Here is a 17641-nt window from a genome sequence, read left to right as displayed (position 1 = left end):
ACATTTTTTTAAAAATCAAATACTCTTGGATTTTTAATTATTTGCTTAATCATTCTAACAAGATCCAATATTTTATTCCTATTTAATACTATAAACAAAAGGGAGGGAATGATAAAGTAATAAAAATTAACTTTTAACACAACAAAAATTATCGAAAGAAACATTGGCAGTATAACATCAATTGGAAATAAATCATTTATCAACTCTATAAATCTAACGTTGGATCCAAGTATTCGACTACCACAAATTCCTAGAATCAAAATATAAAATAAATATGTAATTAAAGTAGATATTGCTATATAAGAGAATTCCACTTTAATAAAGTTCGTCAAAATATAACAAAAAATCAGATTCAGAGAAAAAGCTCCAAAAGCTATAAGCCCCAATCTTTTCTCTTGACCTTTAGCGACCATAAGACCCTGATAACCAAAAGAATTTGTATATAAAACAGAGGTCATCGCCAATATTACGAAAGAGTAGAAAGAACTTCTATAATCGCTCATAACATTCAAGAAATAAGGCATAACAATTAAACCAATATAAACGAGTAGATGACTAGAAGTAATATAAATATTTCTTACTTTATTCATCAACTCGTAGGCCTCATCGCCATTTAAGGCTGCCAAACGATTTATTAGTTTTGGCCATATTAGGAAAGAAAATGATTCGAGTAATAATACAAAGATACTCGATAACGTAAAAGAGAATGTAAATATTCCGAATTCCTGAGGAGTAAAGTACTTACTGACAAAGGTTCTTGTTGTAATCATTATTAAATAAAACGAGGCATTATAAAGGAACAAAAACAATCCCTTTTTCTGTATAAAAATTAATACTTCTCTATCAAAATGAGGTATTAATTTAACTGGTGACCTCATAAAAAAGACAACGAGTGCAATGATCGTCGAGACACTATAACCCCATATCAAATTATTTAACAAAGTCTCTCCTTTACTAATAGTAAGAAAAAACAAAGTAAGTAAAGGAAATAAACTTTGAGAAAGTGCTATTTCGAAAAGTCTACCATAAACTCGAAAAACATTAATAAAAAGCACATTAAAATTGGAACAAATCACTAGAAATATCACCGGCAAGACAAAACTTGAGAATGAATACTTTTCCCCTATCTTCCATTCTAAAACCTCATTCAAGAAGAAAAATAAACCTACCAGAAGCGATAACATAATTATCAACACTATCCCTCCACCAATAATATTTGATGAATATTTATCCTTTTGTTTATTAATAGATATTATTGTATTAACAGACTGTGAGACTCCGAAGTTGATTTGTGCAAAATATTGTATAATCAAATTAACGAATCCCCAATAAGCAAGATATATTGGCCCCAAATAGGCCGCAATTAACAAAGAATTAATAAACTGTATTAAATAAGTTCCATATCTTGTTATGATATAAATCAATGCTGGATTATTCCTAATTTTCAATAGCATTATAAACTGAATCTATCTCCCTTACCATAATCTTTCGCCGCCTTTGTACCTATGATTTCCTTATAATATTTAGGATGTAAACCAAATCCTGGCCTAATTGATTTAACATTATTTTCCGTCAATAATTCACCGGATTTTATATTATCAACTACATATAAAGATCTAGAAAAGTCTCTGCCCTTAGCTTGTTTCTCTGTAAGGTTATAGTCCACAACACCCATTGCTTTTTCCGCCTCTCTTACAGCTTTTACCATCTCTGTAAATTCAATTTCATTCATTGAAAAAGACGCGTCTGGTCCTCCAATGGAGCGATCCAAAATGAAATGTTTTTCAATAACCTTCGCCCCAAAACAAGTGGCAACGATTGGAACAGTTGCTCCCATTGTGTGATCAGACAAACCAGCAATGACAGTAAATCTTTCAGCAAAATCCTTAATCATCACCATATTAGCTTCCTCTATTGGAGCTGGATATGAAGAGGTACATTTCAAAAGTATAATCTGATCGTTACCTTGCCTCCGACATGCATCTAAAGCCAGCTCAATATCTTCCTGCATAGCAATACCCGTAGAAATAATAACTGGCTTTCCCTTTGAAGCAACAAGCTCTATTAATGGGATATCCGTAATCTCAAAAGATGCAATCTTATAAGCGGGAACATCTAATGATTCCAAAAATTCAACACTAATAGGATCAAAAGGAGAAGAAAAACAAAGCAAACCTTCTTCTTTTGCTACTTTCATTATCTCCGCATGCCATTCCCAAGGTGTATAAGCTTCTTTATAAAGTTCATACAGATTCTTCCCTTCCCAAATAGTACCTTTAATCAAAAAATCATCTTTTCGACTGTCAATAGTAATAGTATCTGCTGTATATGTTTGTAATTTAATACAATCTGCCCCAGACCGTTTTGCTGCTCTTACAGTTTCAAGTGCCGTTTCCAAGCTCCCATTGTGATTTGCAGAGAGTTCTGCAATAATAAAAACGGGACTGTTCTTATCTATGATATAATTGCCTATTCTCATTTTATCTTTTTTATAAATTTAAATGTATTATCTTTTTCTACAGATTCTTTGTAATCTAGTTTTCTAAAAATTGAAATTGATGGTAAGTTTTCAAAAACCACATAACCTATTAACAAAAAATCACTTGTTATTTTTTGTTGCTCCAATATTATTCTTTCAAGTAGCTGGATAATCTTTGTACCTAATCCCATACCATGATATTTAGGATCAATTAAATAACTGATGGTACCAGCTGTGAAATCCAAATTATAGTCAATTCTTATAGATCCCAGATTCTTAACTCCTTCTCTTAAGATCCAATAGTCACAATGTGTATTTGATAATTTTTCTAATAACCAATTTTTATGCCCATCAAAACTGATATCAGACTTGTTGAAAGAATACCTCCTGACCTGAGCGTCCTTAGCCCATTCGAATGTTGTCTGCAAATCATCTTCATCAATTAGTTCAAGTCTTAAACTAGTATTCCATTTCGAATGTATTAGAACATCTTTCATCTTGCCATTAAAATAACAATGATTTTTTAAAATGGCCTCCCGAACAAATCCATTATCTTCCAATACGTCATACAAATGAGATCTGACATCAAAAGCATAGGTGAAAAGTTTATGCAAACCAAGATCGTAGAAGCCTACAGATTCTATCAAATTTAAATAAGTAGACCAGTGAAAATAAAAAAAATCTTTTTCCAAAGACGTTTGCATAATAAATGATATTTCTGCATGTTTATCTACCCAATTAATATGAACTAACCCTCCATAGCCTATACATATATCATTTTTAAGATAAGAAAACAATAACTGATTTGGTCTATCCTGCATAAAAAGCTGCTTAACAACTTTTTCAAAATAGTTTTCTTGATTCTCAATTGTCAAAAGTTCGTTTTGTCTTAAATGAAAGATCTGCTCATTTCGCCATTCCATAATATTAATCCGATCTTCATAACGAATCGGAACTATAGAATACTCTCCCTTTTTATAAATTTGTTTATTTAAGACTTTGTAAGAGCTCATATTTCAATTCAGCAAGTTTCCAATCTGTTTCATTATCTATATCCTGTCCTTCCATCTCATCGATTATAAAAGCACCGGTATGGTCAGTCATTATTGAATGACCCGTTTTCACTAATTTATTATCAAGCCAATAGTATTGCCCAGCATCATGGTAAGATTTTTCCAAATCTTGACTTCGAGAGTTTACATAATCTGGAAAGAAAAAACGAGACTTATTATCATTTATTTTAATAGAGCGTTGAATTGGAAAACCAAATTGCATCACAGGGAAAAGAGAATCAAATTTTTGTTCAAAAAACATTGAGAATGACTCTTTTAAGCGATCAGCCGTAACAAAAGGAGCTGCCGGATACAAACAACAGACTGCATCAAACTTCTTCTCTCTATCATTATACATATTAACAACTTCCTTTATTACATCCAAAGTTGTCGCGAAATCTCCTGAATTATGTAAGCTTCTAAAAAAGGGGACCTGCGCTCCATATGACTGTGCAACAGCAGCAATCTCTTCATCATCAGTTGACACCATAACTTCAGAAAAAAGCCCACTGCCTTTAGCCGCTTCTATGGAATAGGCAATAATAGGTTTCCCAAGAAAATCTTTGATATTTTTTCTCGGGATACGCTTACTCCCCCCCCTAGCCGGAATAATACATAAATTACTGATTTTCATAATAGTCATCGATCAGAGAAATTACAAAATCTTGTTCGTCATCTGTCAATGTGGGGAACATTGGTAAACTCAAGCAACGCTTGTAATAGTCCTCAGCATAAGGCAAGTCCCCTTCCTTCCATCCAAAACTCCTATAATACGGCATTAAATGAGTTGGAATATAATGTACCTGCGCTAAAACATTATGTTTCTTCAAAAAATTATAAAGCCCCAATCTATCACCTACTTCAATAACATATAGATGATAAGCATGCCCTTCGTGATATTTTGAATGTCCTTTAATATATCTTTTTTCGCTGAAAGCGCCATTATATTTTGCCGCTATCTCCCTTCTTCTAATTAGTCTTTGGTCAGCCTGTTTTAACTGACTATTTCCTAACGCGGCCTGAATATCTGTTATTCTATAATTATAACCGAGAAATTGCATTTCCATATACCAGCCAGGAAAACTCTCAGCGTTTGAAGTTGCATTAGCAAAAGTTAAATCATTAGTATATGAATCATCTCCTTTTGTAATACCATGCGATCTCAAACGATTTAATTGTTTAAAGTACTCCTCATTGTTAGTTGACACTAATCCCCCTTCGCCACATGCAATATGTTTTACTGGATGAAACGAAAAAACGGTCATATCTGCATAAACTCCATTCCCTGCAAATTGCTTAACTCCATTCGAGTCTATAAAATAAGCTCCTGGCGCATGACACGCATCCTCAATAATCCAAAGATCAAATTCATCAGCTAACTCCTTAAATTCCTCTAAGTTCACCATTCTCCCCGCAAAATCCACAGGTATAATCCCTTTTACACTTCCTTTAGGTTCCCTTTCTAAAATCTTCCGTACTGATTTTAAATCTAACAGATAAGTTTCAGGATCTATATCCCCAAAAATAATCTCTCCACCACAATAACGAACACAGTTTGCAGAAGCCGCAAAAGTGATAGGAGTTGTTATCACCTTATCTCCTGGGGAGATTCCTAGCGTCAAAACAGCCAAATGAAGTGCTGCTGTTCCATTCGAAACTGCTATAGAATACTTCGCCCCCACATATTCAGAAAAATTTTGCTCGAATTCATTAATTTTAGGGCCTTGAGTTAAATGTGTAGACTTAAGAGTCTCTATAACAGCTTGTATATCCTCATCTGTTATGTGCTGCTTACCGTAAGGTATAATATTATTCTGTTCCATATTTATATTTAAATTTCAAAATTGGCCTAACCAATCACACATCAACCTCTCAAAATCCCCAAGCTAAAACACCTAACAATCCTCGCACTAAAACATCCATTAGCCACTGAATATTATTTATATACTAACAACGAATATAACATTGTCATTTTGACAAAACTAGTATCCTTAAAATAAACGGTTTTAAATATTTTTTCAGTTTTTCTCATGGAAATCAAATTACATGGAACCAATATTTTTATTATAAAGAACTATTTTCCCAGAAGCTTCAAGTGGTATTTTTGTATATATTGTCACTGTCTTACCAAGTATTGTGCCAGCTTTTACAGCAGCGAGATTTAAGTACTCGATATTCAGCAAATCACCATATACCAAAACTTCAATATGCCCCGAATCTAATCCTTGCGCATAATCTCCTATTAATGCTACCTCTTCTACATCTCCTGCACGTTCCAACACCTGATCAACAAATACTTCTATTCCCAAGAAATTGTGAATTAGCCCTTGTAATGATTTAAAAAGTGAATGCTCGATATTAGCTCTGTAATAAATTTTATGTTCATTATCTTCTCGGATTAGATATCCGGATTCGGTTAATTGATTAAGCTCTTTGCGAATAGAATTGGTAGACTCTTTAAATTCTTCCGCTAAACCACGTAAATACCCTCGATTACTTGCTGATACAAAAAATTTGATCAACAATTTCAGTCTAGTCTTAGAAGTAATCAACGAATCCAACATCAGTTCTGCCCTTAGTGAGTAACAAAAGTACTCAACTCAAACAAACTATGCAAATAAATAAATTGTTAAATTACAGCAATAAATCGCTTAATTATTCCTACATCACTTTAAACAGTTTAATTTTCGAGATTTAAGCATTATTATTCACGTGGAACATCCAGCAGATATGAACACAAAATTGGGCTCCTTGTAACAAGGCGCCCTTAAAAAAATAGAAAACAAGAGTTACTTCATTTAGGCTTAAGCTTTTTGATAAAGATCAGAAATAGGTATCGTTGCTGTAAATGACTCTGGTCTATGTTGTTCAAAATTTAACACACCCGAGATAGTCACACGCCCACCGGTTAAGTTTTCAATCTTTGCTGTCCGTCTATTGACCTTAAAACGAACAGAAACATCAGATTTTGTAGTAGCATTCCGTTCAAAGGGAATAACTAGAATCTGCTCCAAATTAACATCCAGAGCTGAATGTAATGGTTTTACTTTTCGAATAACAATATTCTTGAGCCGGTCATCGTTACGTTCGGCCTTAAAGATAAACACCCCGCTTCTGGCATTTCTATCGCCACTGTATTGCCCTGGGCGCTCCTGAAACATATAACTCACAGTCATTCCGACACTTCTATTAAATCGTTGCTCCTGTTTTCTTTTTCTCCAAAAAAGATAACCTCCTAAAAATAAAAAAATAAGTATGGCTATGGTCATCATATCAAATATCTTGGTTAAAATTACATGACTAAAGTGTTATACATCCGCGCTAATAAACACTAACCAAATATCTGATATTACTATTAATTCAACATTAAATCGACTAGGGACAAATAGGGGACATTTGAGAATATACTCGCCAACAGCCAACTATGAAGATTAACTTTTTGTTAACAAAGTACCTTAGGGGTATAGGTTTTAATAAAAAGGACAACACCCAAACAACAGGGCTGACTATAATATAATCAGCCCTGTTTGTTAATCTAGTCAATCAATTTGGATTGATGACGTTCCAGTGTATTGTATATTTTTTTGACGTCCTGCGACTTTTCTTTCTGCAGAACCAAAATGGCATCTTTAGTATGAACAAGTATACTATCTTTTAACCCAACAAAAGCGGTATAGACATCTGTACCGATCACCATATTACCATTTTCATCCACCGGATGCCCTGTCTGTTTTAGATAATCATACATGGACTCAAAAGAACCAAGATCCGACCACTGAAAACTAGTCGCAACTACGCGAATTTTTTTGGACCGCTCCATTACAGCATAATCAATGGAAATGGATGGAATCTCTTTGGACAAAGTGAAATCAAGCTCCCCATCCTGGCGATGCTGCCAAGCATTAAATGCAGTCGCATAGACCTTGGGCTCAAAATTCTGTAATTCGCTCAGAAAAGTGTCTGCACGGAAACAGAACATGCCTGAGTTCCATAGGAAATTGCCCCGCTCAATAAAATCCTCTGCGGTATCCTGATTGGGCTTTTCCCTAAAAGATAACACCTTATCATCTTTGTATTCAATATAACCATAGCCCGTCTCAGGTCGGGTCGGCTGTATACCAAAGGTGACAATATAACCTTTGTTCGCTTTTTCTATCCCAGCTTTAATGGCTTTTCCATAAGCTTCATCCCCCACAATAACATGGTCTGATGGTGTGACAATAAGAATATCGTCCGGCTGCGCCGCAAAAGCTGCAAAAGCAATTGCTGCAGCGGTATTGCGTGGTGTAGCTTCAACAATATCGATATAGTCCACTTTATTGTTTTCCATCACCTCCCGGCTTAGACCATGATTGTCACGATTACCCACTACAATAACCTGACTACAAAGCGCCTGATTCCGCTTAATGGTCATCTCAAACAGAGAACCTTCCTTAAATAACGAAAGATACTGTTTGGGATAGCTCTTACGCGAAAGTGGCCACAGCCGACTTCCTACTCCTCCCGTTAATACCACATGGATAATTGTACTCATAATATTATTTTTTCTCCGCTTCTTTATCGGCTACGACTTTGCGCAAACCCGTACTCGAAAAACGATGTGTACGTTTATTGTAATAGATCTCGATATTTTCTTCAACACAATACATACGGCCAGAAAAATCTTTATCGCGGTACTCTTCGCCAATAATACGCATATTAATCGGCAAAGCTTTGATCATATCAATCAAATCCTGCTCGGTCTCGTACGGGATAATTTCATCCACATAACGGCAACCTTCTAATTGGATATAACGCTCTACAATGGTCTGCGTCGGTTTAGCCTTTTCTGGAGACACCTCCGAAGGATCGGTATTGAGCCCAACAATTAAATAATCACAGTGTCGCTTGGCTTCCTCCAACATCATAATATGGCCGGCATGCAGCAGATCAAATACGCCGAAAGTAATTGCTATTTTCATTTCGTTATTTTCTTTTTAAATTGTTGATGAAAGGTCTGATTTTAAAATGGATTCTTCTTCTAAATTGGCATTAGCTACAATCTTGCGTAAACCCGAACTTGAAAACCGGTGATCACGGCTATTAAAATAGAGTTCAATTCCTTTTTCCTCACAATATGCTCTGCCAGTAAAGTTTTTTTCCCTATACTCATCACCTACGATACGCACATCAATATTAAAAGAGCGAAGGACATCCTCCAGATCTTGCTCGGTGGCGTATGGAACAATCTGATCCACATATTTACAGCCTTTGAGCTGGATGTAACGTTCGACTACGGTCTGCGCAGGTTTGTTTTTCTCTGGCCGGTCCAGGGTCGGATCGGTTTGCAAACCGCAAATTAAAAAATCACATTGGCGTTTAGCGTCTTCAAGCATCTTAATATGACCTGCATGTAAAAGATCAAATGCACTAAAGGTAATTCCAATACGCATGCCTTTGGCTGGAATAGTAATCATAGTCAAGTTGAGTATAAAAAATGTAATAAAATGGCAGCTCTCACCTACCAAAGGTAAAAATTATAATATAAAAAGTATTAGTTCGCCTATCTTCGTAGTAAGATTTAGCGAAAAAATCATGCCAAAGAAGGGACATCGGCATGCCTCAAGTACAGATTTGCGCAGGCTCGCGCATCGGAAAGTGCTTCGTGATGATTCAGCTCAATTCCCAAAACTTCACAGCAGGCATTTAGTCTAGCAGGTTTAAAGCCCTTGCCTTGATAGATCTTGAAAGTACATTCCCATTTTTCCATTAAGCCCAAACTATCATAGGGTAGATTATAATAATTCATGGTCTTGCGCAAAACTCCCCGATCAAACAATTCATTATGGGCGACCATGATCCGATTATTGATCAAGGGAAAAATACGAGGAAATAATTCTTTAAATGTAGGCGCTGTGGCCGTATCCCTTGGCCTGATACCATGCACACGAGTCGTCTGCCACATATATTGATTTTGAGGGGGTTGGATAAGCGAATAAAATTCTTCCACAATAATTCCTTGTTCAACAACCACCAGACCTATGGCACATGCCGAACTCTGATTGGCTGTAGCTGTTTCGAAATCTATTGCTGTAAAACTTAATCCTGATTGCATGTCTACTCTCCTTAAACTTAGCAAAAATAACAACTTATTATTTATTTTTTGAATTGATTTTCCTGAGAATATCTTTATTGATTAAACGTCTTCTCCAGTCAAAAAACCAACCCCATTTATTAAAGTAGTAAATCGCAGACTGCATTCCTATTTTAGTCAACCGCCACGATTTGTGTGATCCCTTTTCAAAATGATGGTATATATGTACTTTTGGATAGAATATCGTACGATAACCAGCATCTATTAAACGTCTACATAAATCAGTTTCTTCCCCATACATAAATATCCCTTCGTCAAAAAGCCCGATTTCCTTCAATGCCGAGATGCGCAAATACATAAAACATCCGGATAAATAGGGTACATCCATAATGCGGTCATACCCGGTAAATCGAAGTTCAAAAAGATTATTTCTCCGCTCGACCATCTTTTTAAAAGGGTTAAATCTTCGGCCTATCCAATCGTAGGGTGTCGGCAGCAGCTTACAGAGTCGCTGGATCTCATTATTCGGATAGAGCACCTTAGGCATAATATTCCCAATATCAGTGTTTTCTTCCAAATAATCAGTCAATTCCTCCAAAACACCTTCAGCATAATAAACATCAGGATTTAAGATAAGATGGTATGCCGAACCTTGTTCAATAGCCAATTTTAATGCAATATTATGCCCTGCCCCAAATCCAGGATTTGATGGATTGTGTATATATTCAATTCTCGCATCGGCAGCAATATCCTTCAGTTCATCTGTAGGCGAGTTATCAACGAGATATAACTTTGTTACTCTACCTGATTGAAGAAAACTTCTGATAGCCTCTAAAAGAATATTTCTTTCATTCTGGTATAAAACGATTGAACCTGTTACAATAGCCATTTATTTTAAAATTTGGATTTTACCTCTTGATAAACACGCTCAATGCCTTCTCGGAGCGAAATTTTCGCTCGCCATCCTATTCCATTAATTCTGGAAACATCCATCAATTTACGTAGCGTTCCATCTGGTTTGGAACGATCAAGTACTATTTCTCCTTCAAATTCAACAATTTCCTTAATCAATATAGCTAAATCATAGATCGAAATATCCTCTCCCACACCAATGTTGACTAAACCGGCATCACTATAATTTTCCATCAGGAAAACACAGGCATTGGCTAGATCATCGACATGCAAAAACTCGCGAACGGGTTTTCCTGTACCCCAAATCACCACTTGATCATGCTGCTCTCTTTTCGCTGTAACAAACTTACGTATCATTGCGGGAAGCACGTGAGAGTTATTCAGATCGTAATTGTCATTGGGTCCATATAGATTGGTTGGCATAACCGAAATAAAATTACATCCATATTGCGACTGATAGGCATCACACATTTTGATACCAGCAATCTTTGCAATCGCATACGGTTCATTAGTAGGTTCCAATTCCCCAGTCAATAAATATTCCTCTTTCAAGGGTTGCGGTGCCAACTTAGGATAAATACAAGATGAGCCCAAAAACATAAGCTTTTTTACGTCATTCAAATAAGATTGATGAATAACGTTATTCTGAATCATCAAATTTTCATAGATAAAATCTGCTCGATAAGTACTATTGGCAATTATTCCACCTACTTTCGCCGCGGCAAGAAAAACATAATCTGGTTTTTCTTGCTCAAAAAAATTGGCAACGGCATGTGAATTCCTCAAATCTAGCTCTGTGGATGTTCTTAATACAAAATTATGATAGCCTTGCTTCGCTAACGCTCTTAATATCGCGGACCCCACCATTCCTCGATGTCCAGCTATATATATTTTATCACTTTTATTCATAAGCTCTTTCACCTCTTCTTATTTTTTCAATCTATCCAGATCGGCTTCCATCATCTCTTTTACTAAACCTGCTAGATCGTATTTTGGTTGCCAACCCAGCTTGGTTTTTGATTTTGTAGGATCACCAATCAATAGATCTACCTCCGTTGGTCTAAAGTAAGTCGGATCAATCGCAACTACTTGTTTTCCAATTGCGAGACTAAAGTCAGGATTGTTACATGTTTTGATAAATGCTTTTTCCTCAATACCTTCTCCACGAAAATCGAGTTCTATGCCTACCTGCGCAAAAGACATTCTGATAAAATCACGAACTGTGGTCGTTACACCGGTAGCAATCACATAATCCTCAGGTTGATTCTGTTGCAATATCAGCCACATCGCTTCCACATAATCTTTCGCATGCCCCCAATCCCTTTGAGCATCTAAATTGCCTAAATACAGACAATCTTGTTTTCCTAAAGCAATCGCCGCTGTAGCCATTGTAATTTTTCGGGTGACAAATGTTTCGCCGCGACGAGGAGACTCGTGATTAAACAAAATTCCATTACATGCAAAAAGATCATAGGCTTCACGGTAATTTTTTGTTATCCAAAAACCATAAATTTTAGCAACCCCATAGGGGGAACGAGGATAAAAGGGTGAGTTTTCATCATAAAATCCATTTTCATTTTTATTTTCGGCCAAGCCTCCATATAATTCTGACGTGGAAGCCTGATAAATACGAGTCTTCTTTTCCAACCCCAGAATACGAACTGCCTCAAGAATACGCAGCGTACCTATACCATCAACATTGGCTACGTACTCAGGAGAATCAAATGAAACTTTTACATGTGACATCGCACCTAAATTGTAAATCTCGTCTGGCTGCACTTCTTGTATAATACGAATCAAATTGGTAGAATCTGTAAGATCTCCATAATGCAATTTAAATCGTACATGCTGTTCATGCTGATCAACATAAAGATGGTCAATCCGCTGTGTATTAAAAGATGATGCTCTTCTTTTTATCCCGTGAACCATATATCCCTTCTCCAATAAAAATTCCGCTAAATATGATCCATCCTGTCCTGTAATACCAGTAATCAATGCTGTTTTCATTTACCTTTCTTATTTTTCTTTATCAAACTTTCGATTATATATATTTATGACACGTCCTAGATTTGATCTTTGAATGCGACCTGTGTAATTTAAAAAACTATTGCCCGCAATCTCCCAAACAAAACCATTCGATCCTATGTCAAGTATTAAACCTGTTAACCCCGCATTATTTATTATGCTCGCCTGCCCCTCTCCAATCTCAATCAAATAATAGGCTGAACTGGAGTCCGATGTCGCAACATTGCTATGAATCTGAACATTTTTTGCCCCGTTCAATTGTATTAGATGCCGAAAACTATTTTCAAAATAATTTCCATCAATCACAAATCCATAAGTTGCCTGATTCAATGATAAACCTGTACCTTTTTCTATATCTAACACCGCCTCACACCTATTTCGAAGAAATGAATTACCTAAAGCCGTCTTTCCGCTCTTTCCTAAACTTAGATAATTTTCTTTCATATTTTCGAACCCCGTTGACTCGATTGTATTAATATTATATGTGCCCTCACAAAAGATGCCTATCCGCGAAGCCTTAAAGTAACTGTCCCGAATTATATTTGCATACATACCTTCCTTAATTCCCCCTTCAACATCAATACAGATATCATGCTCTTGAAAAACACAGTTATAGATCTTCACCTTAGTAAAAGCCCCGCCGTTTGCCACATTTAGGTAAATCCCAGATTTACTTCCCAAAGTTCTGATATTTTCGAGTATAACATCTTCTAAAAGATTTCCCTTGGCCGTAAAAATCGTCGATAAATCTTTACCTACTCCAGAGCTGATTACCATACCGCCAGCTCCGCCGACATCCCCTTCACCAAGAAGCTTGATCGAATTGGGCAGAATTAATGGCTTTGTGACACGATAATTTCCCCTTGGAAAGAAAATGGTCTTTCCCACCCCTTCATTGAGGACATGCTGTATAGATTTCGTATCATCTGTAGTCCCGTCTCCTTTTGCTCCAAAATCGCGAACATTTAATGTGAAATTGTCGTATACCTGCTCCTCAAGATTTTGTTTTGCTGTTCCATGGCAAGAAATGTTGAGCGCCAAAAATAGGAACGCTATGATTGTGACGGTTTTATTCATTGCTAATTCTGTTAATAAAATTTGGCTTTTTAACAAAAAGACGGTAATCGCCGTCTACTAGGGAAGAATCTTTTTGAACAGGTAAAATTTGTAATGTACCTTCTTCATTAATTATTCCAATATCATATCCCAATGATACAACTATCTTTGACAGTTTTGCTTCGCCAAAACGAATAATTGAAAGTTTATAATCTTCATTCTCTCCAGGAAACACACCTTCGTTAGCAGCGATAATTTCACGTAAAATATCGGTGGTAGTTAATAAAAAAAAACTTTGCACATGTGGCGTGTAGTTATTTCTGATCAATGACTGGTACACCTTTGAACTATAAGAAATTCCCAACAAGCCCAAATTACTATGTGTACTAAATATATCGATATATTCATCAATAAAAACATCAGAATCAGCATTGACAGAAGTATTGGTCAGAAAAATATACTTATTATCACCTGCTATTAGCTTTTTAACAACGAAACCATATCCACCAAAATCCATTCCTCGATTAGGCACTCCATATATTTCAACACTTTTGTCGAAAAACTTTTCACACTTTAATCGTTCTGTATAATTATCATCCAAATCCGAAACCGTCAATATGTTTCTTATTGAACGATTTCCTTTATAGTTTTGAAGCCTCTCAAAATGAAATCGCAATCCACATAAAAACTTATTTGCGGTATACTTAATGATCTTATGACGTTCAAACGGATATCCTGCCCACTCATGAGTATGAACAATTACTTCATTACTTAAAATAGGATTGCGTTGCTTTTTCTCAACTTTTACTGGCATGTATTTATTTAAACGCAGGATGTTGAGAACATACTCAACGACAACAAATAAATAGAATTTAATCATAAATTTTTATATACTGCTTTCTCACCAACTCCATTGAAAAATGATTATTGATAAATTCCATGTTAATCTCTTGTCTTTTATGATATAACGAGGAATGCCCATCATCAAATATCTTTTTAAGATCATTTAAATTGCTCATTATCAAGTTTTCTTTTGGAACAATTTCTCTTACTGCAGGAATATCCCAAGCAATAATTGGTAATCCAGCACTCATTGCTTCCAAATAAACCATCCCAAAAGTCTCACCTCGAGACAATAGGATAAAATAATCGGATCTTGCAAGCAACTGGTCAATATCCGAACGGTACCCCATAAATGTAACTTTATCAGAAATACCCAAAGCTAAAGCTCTTTGCTTAAGCAAAGTTATATATTTTTCTTCCCCCCCACCCACAATCTCCAATGACCATTCAAATTCCTTAATCAACCCAAACGCCTCAAGCATCCTATCTGTTCCCTTTTGAAAGCTTATGCTTCCTACACTAATAAATTTTAACGGCTGATTTATATTCTCTTTTGTTTGGTTTCTGTAAACGTCTACCCAGTTCGGAATACAAAATGCTTTCTTTTTAAAAAATGATCTCCTTAATGTAAAAGAAGTCAGATATATAATTCTATGTGACAAAAACTCTGCGAGAAAAAGTACCATCGTATGAAACATAAATACCAATTCCCTTTTAAACAAATTTGTATACGAATCTTTATTATTTTCTGGCAGTGAATGAACTGTAATAATGGATTTCAATCCGAGAAGTTTCCCGAAAATTGCTGTCCATAGGATAGCTTTGGGTTGATGGCCATGAATAAAATCAAAATTCCCGGCTTTAATATAGTTAAAGAGTTTGCTTACACCCACCTTTGGAAACCATCCCGTCTTTATAATGCGCACAACAACATCTTGCGGAACCCTTTCCAACAAAGGCCCTTCATCAAAAGCTATTAGGTGAATTTCATATTCTCCCTTTAGCATTTCGATCAATTTTAATACGTGAAGTTCACTTCCGTATAAATTTGGTTTATCAATTAAAAAGACTATTCTCTTCATTCTTAAACACAAAAAACATAATTAAAAAGGGAATAGAAAAATTCAGCGTCTGAAAAGATATTGAAAATAGGAACAGATAAATATACCAATTTCTAATAAATGAATTTTTCGTCCTTTTTAAAATCATAACATTTAATACCATAAAAGCTAAAAACAAGAATAAGCCCTGTTCAACGATCATTTGTAACACGAAATTGAAAGAGGCAGGACTAACTCCCTTAGGATAATACATTACATCCATGTAATCTGGCAAATAATCCTTAATATAGTACTGAAAATTGTACATACCTATTCCAACCAATAAAGACTTTTTCATCAACAAATTGAAAAGCGCCTGGGTGGTCCCATACCGTTCAATCGTTGATAAATCTGCCTCAACCTCAAATGTACTCATAAAACGCTCCCCAATGTTGAATCCTCCTATGGAAATAGTACTTAAAAAATAAACAGCAATTAATAATACTGGCATGATAAGGAGTAATTTCAACATCCCTCTCGAACTAAAAACATTGATATATCGCCCAAATTCCACCATATAGAACATTACAAAAAACAATTGTCCCAGCCGCGATATGGATAATATAATTCCAATTAAAAAAAGTAATGCTGTTGCTACAAATATTTTGAAATTAATGATCCGTTTACGGAAGGCATAAAAAAGCGCGAGGTTGGAAAAGAACAATTGAAAGGCAAAAAATGAGGCCTCATTCGTCAGACCTGCGGCCCTTGCTCCTTGATATGTTTCTATTCGGAAAGTCTCCGAGAAAGAAGGGTTATTGTGAATAAGAGCAAAACCTACTCCTGAAAACTGAATAATAACAGCTAGTGAAGGTAAAATCCCCCCGATAATCATTGCCAACAAAAAATGTTTATTTATTTTCTCTGCACTAAAATTATCTAACAGGTATTGTCTTATAACAAAGAAAACGGGCAGAAAGATAAAAAATTTGTTTAATGACATCAATCCCCTCAAAACTGGAGAAGGACTCATAAAGGGATCTGGAATAAGCTCTCCAAATGCTACACGCACTAGCCCCAAAATGATCGATATTATGGAAAAAATGAGGAAGAATATCCAAATAAAATCTGGAAGAAACAACCTTATTTTCGAAAACCTTGCTACCGAAAATTGTCTCTGAAATAATAAAACAATAAACAGTAAAAGAAAAAGATTAAGCTCAAAAAATGAGACAGTAATACCCACTTTCAATAGAGAAGTCACATTAAACTGTGCAGTTATAATTAATGGATATAAAATTCCGAGTGATTTCTTTAAAAAAAAATAGACAGTGGATAGTATAAGTAAGAAATATAACAAATAAAAAAGTACACTTAACATATCCTTTTTTTGAGGTTTACAATGTGAAACAAGACCTTTCTATATTCTCTATAAAGATACGCTTTCCAAGACGGAATTTTAAGGTTCTTTATAGAGGCTTTGCAAACTTCGTTAAACCCTTTTGTAGCATTTACATTGCTAATACCCTCGGTGTTCATATGTGCAACTGTTTTATCCAAGAAGTAAAACGCCCCATTTGCAGCGTAAATCTTCGAGAACAGCTCATAATCCATAGCTATTTTATAACTTAGATCATATTGGAATTGCAAATAAACTTCTCTGGAAACAAAACAGGTCGGATGCCAGACAGGCATCTGAAAAGCGAATGTATTTAAGGCCTTTGGAAAATAAATTTTGCTTGATTGCTTATTGAAAAGAGACAGCTTTCCATGTATAACTGTCAATGGGGTATTACTATTGTTTTTGTAAAAAGCAGCAACATCGCTCAAAATATTTGGTTCATAATAGTCGCCTGAATTAATAAGTCCCACTAAATCTCCAGAAGCGGCTTTTATCCCTTTGTTAAACGCGTCACTAATGCCGTTATCTTTCTCACTTATAACGACATCTATTTTATCTCTATATTTATTTATAATATCAAGCGTCCCATCTGTAGACCCCCCATCGACAATAATATACTCTTTATTGGAGTAATCCTGTTCGAATAAAACATTCTTTATTGTAGCTTCGATGTTTTTTTCGTCATTAAAAACTATAGTAACAATAGATATTTTGGGAAAATTTTTCATTTTTAACTTTTTTATCAACTAAAAGAAAGTC

Annotated in this window: 19 protein-coding genes; all 19 read right to left on the bottom strand. The window is 35.3% G+C overall.

Annotated elements, in window-relative coordinates:
• Positions 1 to 8 precede the first annotated feature (8 nt).
• The 19 genes from AC07UV_RS08720 to AC07UV_RS08630 all read right to left on the bottom strand — a co-directional run bounded on the left by AC07UV_RS08720 (position 9) and on the right by AC07UV_RS08630 (position 17610).
• On the bottom strand, positions 9 to 1454 hold the full coding sequence (locus AC07UV_RS08720) for a lipopolysaccharide biosynthesis protein (protein ID WP_495183388.1): 1446 nt from the start codon (positions 1452 to 1454) through the stop codon (positions 9 to 11).
• The gene (gene pseI, locus AC07UV_RS08715; RefSeq protein WP_495183387.1) at positions 1454 to 2479 is read right to left on the bottom strand and encodes a pseudaminic acid synthase; all 1026 of its coding nucleotides are present in this window, start codon (positions 2477 to 2479) and stop codon (positions 1454 to 1456) included. The genes AC07UV_RS08720 and pseI overlap by 1 nt, the downstream gene beginning before the upstream one ends.
• Positions 2476 to 3492 (bottom strand): GNAT family N-acetyltransferase, encoded by a 1017-nt coding sequence (locus AC07UV_RS08710; protein ID WP_495183386.1) that lies wholly within the window; start codon positions 3490 to 3492, stop codon positions 2476 to 2478. The genes pseI and AC07UV_RS08710 overlap by 4 nt, the downstream gene beginning before the upstream one ends.
• Positions 3467 to 4165, bottom strand: coding sequence for a pseudaminic acid cytidylyltransferase (pseF, locus tag AC07UV_RS08705; protein WP_495183385.1), 699 nt, complete (start codon positions 4163 to 4165; stop codon positions 3467 to 3469). Before pseF ends, AC07UV_RS08710 begins: the two co-directional genes overlap by 26 nt.
• On the bottom strand, positions 4152 to 5354 hold the full coding sequence (gene pseC / locus AC07UV_RS08700; protein ID WP_495183384.1) for a UDP-4-amino-4,6-dideoxy-N-acetyl-beta-L-altrosamine transaminase: 1203 nt from the start codon (positions 5352 to 5354) through the stop codon (positions 4152 to 4154). The genes pseF and pseC overlap by 14 nt, the downstream gene beginning before the upstream one ends.
• A gap of 219 nt (positions 5355 to 5573) precedes the next feature.
• Complete coding sequence (locus AC07UV_RS08695; protein ID WP_495183383.1) at positions 5574 to 6053, bottom strand: ArsR family transcriptional regulator; 480 nt, start codon at positions 6051 to 6053, stop codon at positions 5574 to 5576.
• A 282-nt stretch (positions 6054 to 6335) separates the two neighbouring features.
• Positions 6336 to 6707: a hypothetical protein gene (locus AC07UV_RS08690; protein ID WP_495183382.1), complete on the bottom strand. Its 372-nt coding sequence runs from the start codon at positions 6705 to 6707 to the stop codon at positions 6336 to 6338.
• A gap of 359 nt (positions 6708 to 7066) precedes the next feature.
• Positions 7067 to 8065, bottom strand: coding sequence for a mannose-1-phosphate guanylyltransferase (locus AC07UV_RS08685; RefSeq protein ID WP_495183381.1), 999 nt, complete (start codon positions 8063 to 8065; stop codon positions 7067 to 7069).
• Positions 8066 to 8069: 4 nt separating this feature from the next.
• A complete protein-coding gene (locus AC07UV_RS08680; protein ID WP_495183380.1) occupies positions 8070 to 8492 on the bottom strand; it encodes an adenylyltransferase/cytidyltransferase family protein in 423 nt (140 codons plus the stop codon).
• A 15-nt stretch (positions 8493 to 8507) separates the two neighbouring features.
• On the bottom strand, positions 8508 to 8987 hold the full coding sequence (locus AC07UV_RS08675) for an adenylyltransferase/cytidyltransferase family protein (protein ID WP_241254892.1): 480 nt from the start codon (positions 8985 to 8987) through the stop codon (positions 8508 to 8510).
• Between the two features lie 116 nt (positions 8988 to 9103).
• The gene (locus AC07UV_RS08670; RefSeq protein ID WP_495183379.1) at positions 9104 to 9625 is read right to left on the bottom strand and encodes a 3'-5' exonuclease; all 522 of its coding nucleotides are present in this window, start codon (positions 9623 to 9625) and stop codon (positions 9104 to 9106) included.
• A gap of 37 nt (positions 9626 to 9662) precedes the next feature.
• On the bottom strand, positions 9663 to 10493 hold the full coding sequence (locus tag AC07UV_RS08665; RefSeq protein WP_495183378.1) for a glycosyltransferase family 2 protein: 831 nt from the start codon (positions 10491 to 10493) through the stop codon (positions 9663 to 9665).
• A gap of 5 nt (positions 10494 to 10498) precedes the next feature.
• Positions 10499 to 11425, bottom strand: a complete 927-nt coding sequence (locus AC07UV_RS08660) for a GDP-L-fucose synthase family protein (RefSeq protein WP_495183478.1) — start codon at positions 11423 to 11425, stop codon at positions 10499 to 10501.
• 18 nt (positions 11426 to 11443) lie between these two features.
• Positions 11444 to 12523 (bottom strand): GDP-mannose 4,6-dehydratase, encoded by a 1080-nt coding sequence (gene gmd / locus AC07UV_RS08655; RefSeq protein ID WP_495183377.1) that lies wholly within the window; start codon positions 12521 to 12523, stop codon positions 11444 to 11446.
• A gap of 9 nt (positions 12524 to 12532) precedes the next feature.
• Positions 12533 to 13618: a glycosyl hydrolase family 28-related protein gene (locus AC07UV_RS08650; protein WP_495183376.1), complete on the bottom strand. Its 1086-nt coding sequence runs from the start codon at positions 13616 to 13618 to the stop codon at positions 12533 to 12535.
• Entirely contained in the window at positions 13611 to 14477 is an 867-nt protein-coding gene (locus AC07UV_RS08645) for a hypothetical protein (protein WP_495183375.1), read from the bottom strand. Before AC07UV_RS08645 ends, AC07UV_RS08650 begins: the two co-directional genes overlap by 8 nt.
• Positions 14470 to 15522, bottom strand: a complete 1053-nt coding sequence (locus AC07UV_RS08640) for a glycosyltransferase family 4 protein (RefSeq protein WP_495183374.1) — start codon at positions 15520 to 15522, stop codon at positions 14470 to 14472. The genes AC07UV_RS08645 and AC07UV_RS08640 overlap by 8 nt, the downstream gene beginning before the upstream one ends.
• Positions 15497 to 16375: an O-antigen ligase family protein gene (locus AC07UV_RS08635; RefSeq protein ID WP_495183477.1), complete on the bottom strand. Its 879-nt coding sequence runs from the start codon at positions 16373 to 16375 to the stop codon at positions 15497 to 15499. Before AC07UV_RS08635 ends, AC07UV_RS08640 begins: the two co-directional genes overlap by 26 nt.
• Positions 16376 to 16854: 479 nt before the next feature.
• Positions 16855 to 17610 (bottom strand): glycosyltransferase family 2 protein, encoded by a 756-nt coding sequence (locus AC07UV_RS08630; protein WP_495183373.1) that lies wholly within the window; start codon positions 17608 to 17610, stop codon positions 16855 to 16857.
• Between the last annotated feature and the right edge of the window lie 31 nt (positions 17611 to 17641).

The organism is Sphingobacterium sp. GW821-FHT03E03, from assembly GCF_059420745.1.
Note: the sequence above shows the minus strand (reverse complement) of the source record. Positions and strands in the feature narration are given on the sequence as shown.

Bases quoted from the DNA above. Each gene is read 5' to 3' on its own strand.
- AC07UV_RS08685 (WP_495183381.1), bottom strand. From the start codon at position 8,065: ATGAGTACAATTATCCATGTGGTATTAACGGGAGGAGTAGGAAGTCGG.
- AC07UV_RS08665 (WP_495183378.1), bottom strand. From the start codon at position 10,493: ATGGCTATTGTAACAGGTTCAATCGTTTTATACCAGAATGAAAGAAAT.
- AC07UV_RS08670 (WP_495183379.1), bottom strand. From the start codon at position 9,625: ATGCAATCAGGATTAAGTTTTACAGCAATAGATTTCGAAACAGCTACA.
- pseC (WP_495183384.1), bottom strand. From the start codon at position 5,354: ATGGAACAGAATAATATTATACCTTACGGTAAGCAGCACATAACAGAT.
- AC07UV_RS08640 (WP_495183374.1), bottom strand. From the start codon at position 15,522: ATGAAGAGAATAGTCTTTTTAATTGATAAACCAAATTTATACGGAAGT.
- gmd (WP_495183377.1), bottom strand. From the start codon at position 12,523: ATGAAAACAGCATTGATTACTGGTATTACAGGACAGGATGGATCATAT.
- AC07UV_RS08710 (WP_495183386.1), bottom strand. From the start codon at position 3,492: ATGAGCTCTTACAAAGTCTTAAATAAACAAATTTATAAAAAGGGAGAG.
- AC07UV_RS08645 (WP_495183375.1), bottom strand. From the start codon at position 14,477: ATGATTAAATTCTATTTATTTGTTGTCGTTGAGTATGTTCTCAACATC.
- AC07UV_RS08635 (WP_495183477.1), bottom strand. From the start codon at position 16,375: ATGATTATCGGGGGGATTTTACCTTCACTAGCTGTTATTATTCAGTTT.
- AC07UV_RS08630 (WP_495183373.1), bottom strand. From the start codon at position 17,610: ATGAAAAATTTTCCCAAAATATCTATTGTTACTATAGTTTTTAATGAC.
- AC07UV_RS08690 (WP_495183382.1), bottom strand. From the start codon at position 6,707: ATGACTGTGAGTTATATGTTTCAGGAGCGCCCAGGGCAATACAGTGGC.
- AC07UV_RS08660 (WP_495183478.1), bottom strand. From the start codon at position 11,425: ATGAATAAAAGTGATAAAATATATATAGCTGGACATCGAGGAATGGTG.
- AC07UV_RS08680 (WP_495183380.1), bottom strand. From the start codon at position 8,492: ATGAAAATAGCAATTACTTTCGGCGTATTTGATCTGCTGCATGCCGGC.
- AC07UV_RS08720 (WP_495183388.1), bottom strand. From the start codon at position 1,454: ATGCTATTGAAAATTAGGAATAATCCAGCATTGATTTATATCATAACA.
- pseF (WP_495183385.1), bottom strand. From the start codon at position 4,165: ATGAAAATCAGTAATTTATGTATTATTCCGGCTAGGGGGGGGAGTAAG.
- AC07UV_RS08675 (WP_241254892.1), bottom strand. From the start codon at position 8,987: ATGATTACTATTCCAGCCAAAGGCATGCGTATTGGAATTACCTTTAGT.
- pseI (WP_495183387.1), bottom strand. From the start codon at position 2,479: ATGAGAATAGGCAATTATATCATAGATAAGAACAGTCCCGTTTTTATT.
- AC07UV_RS08650 (WP_495183376.1), bottom strand. From the start codon at position 13,618: ATGAATAAAACCGTCACAATCATAGCGTTCCTATTTTTGGCGCTCAAC.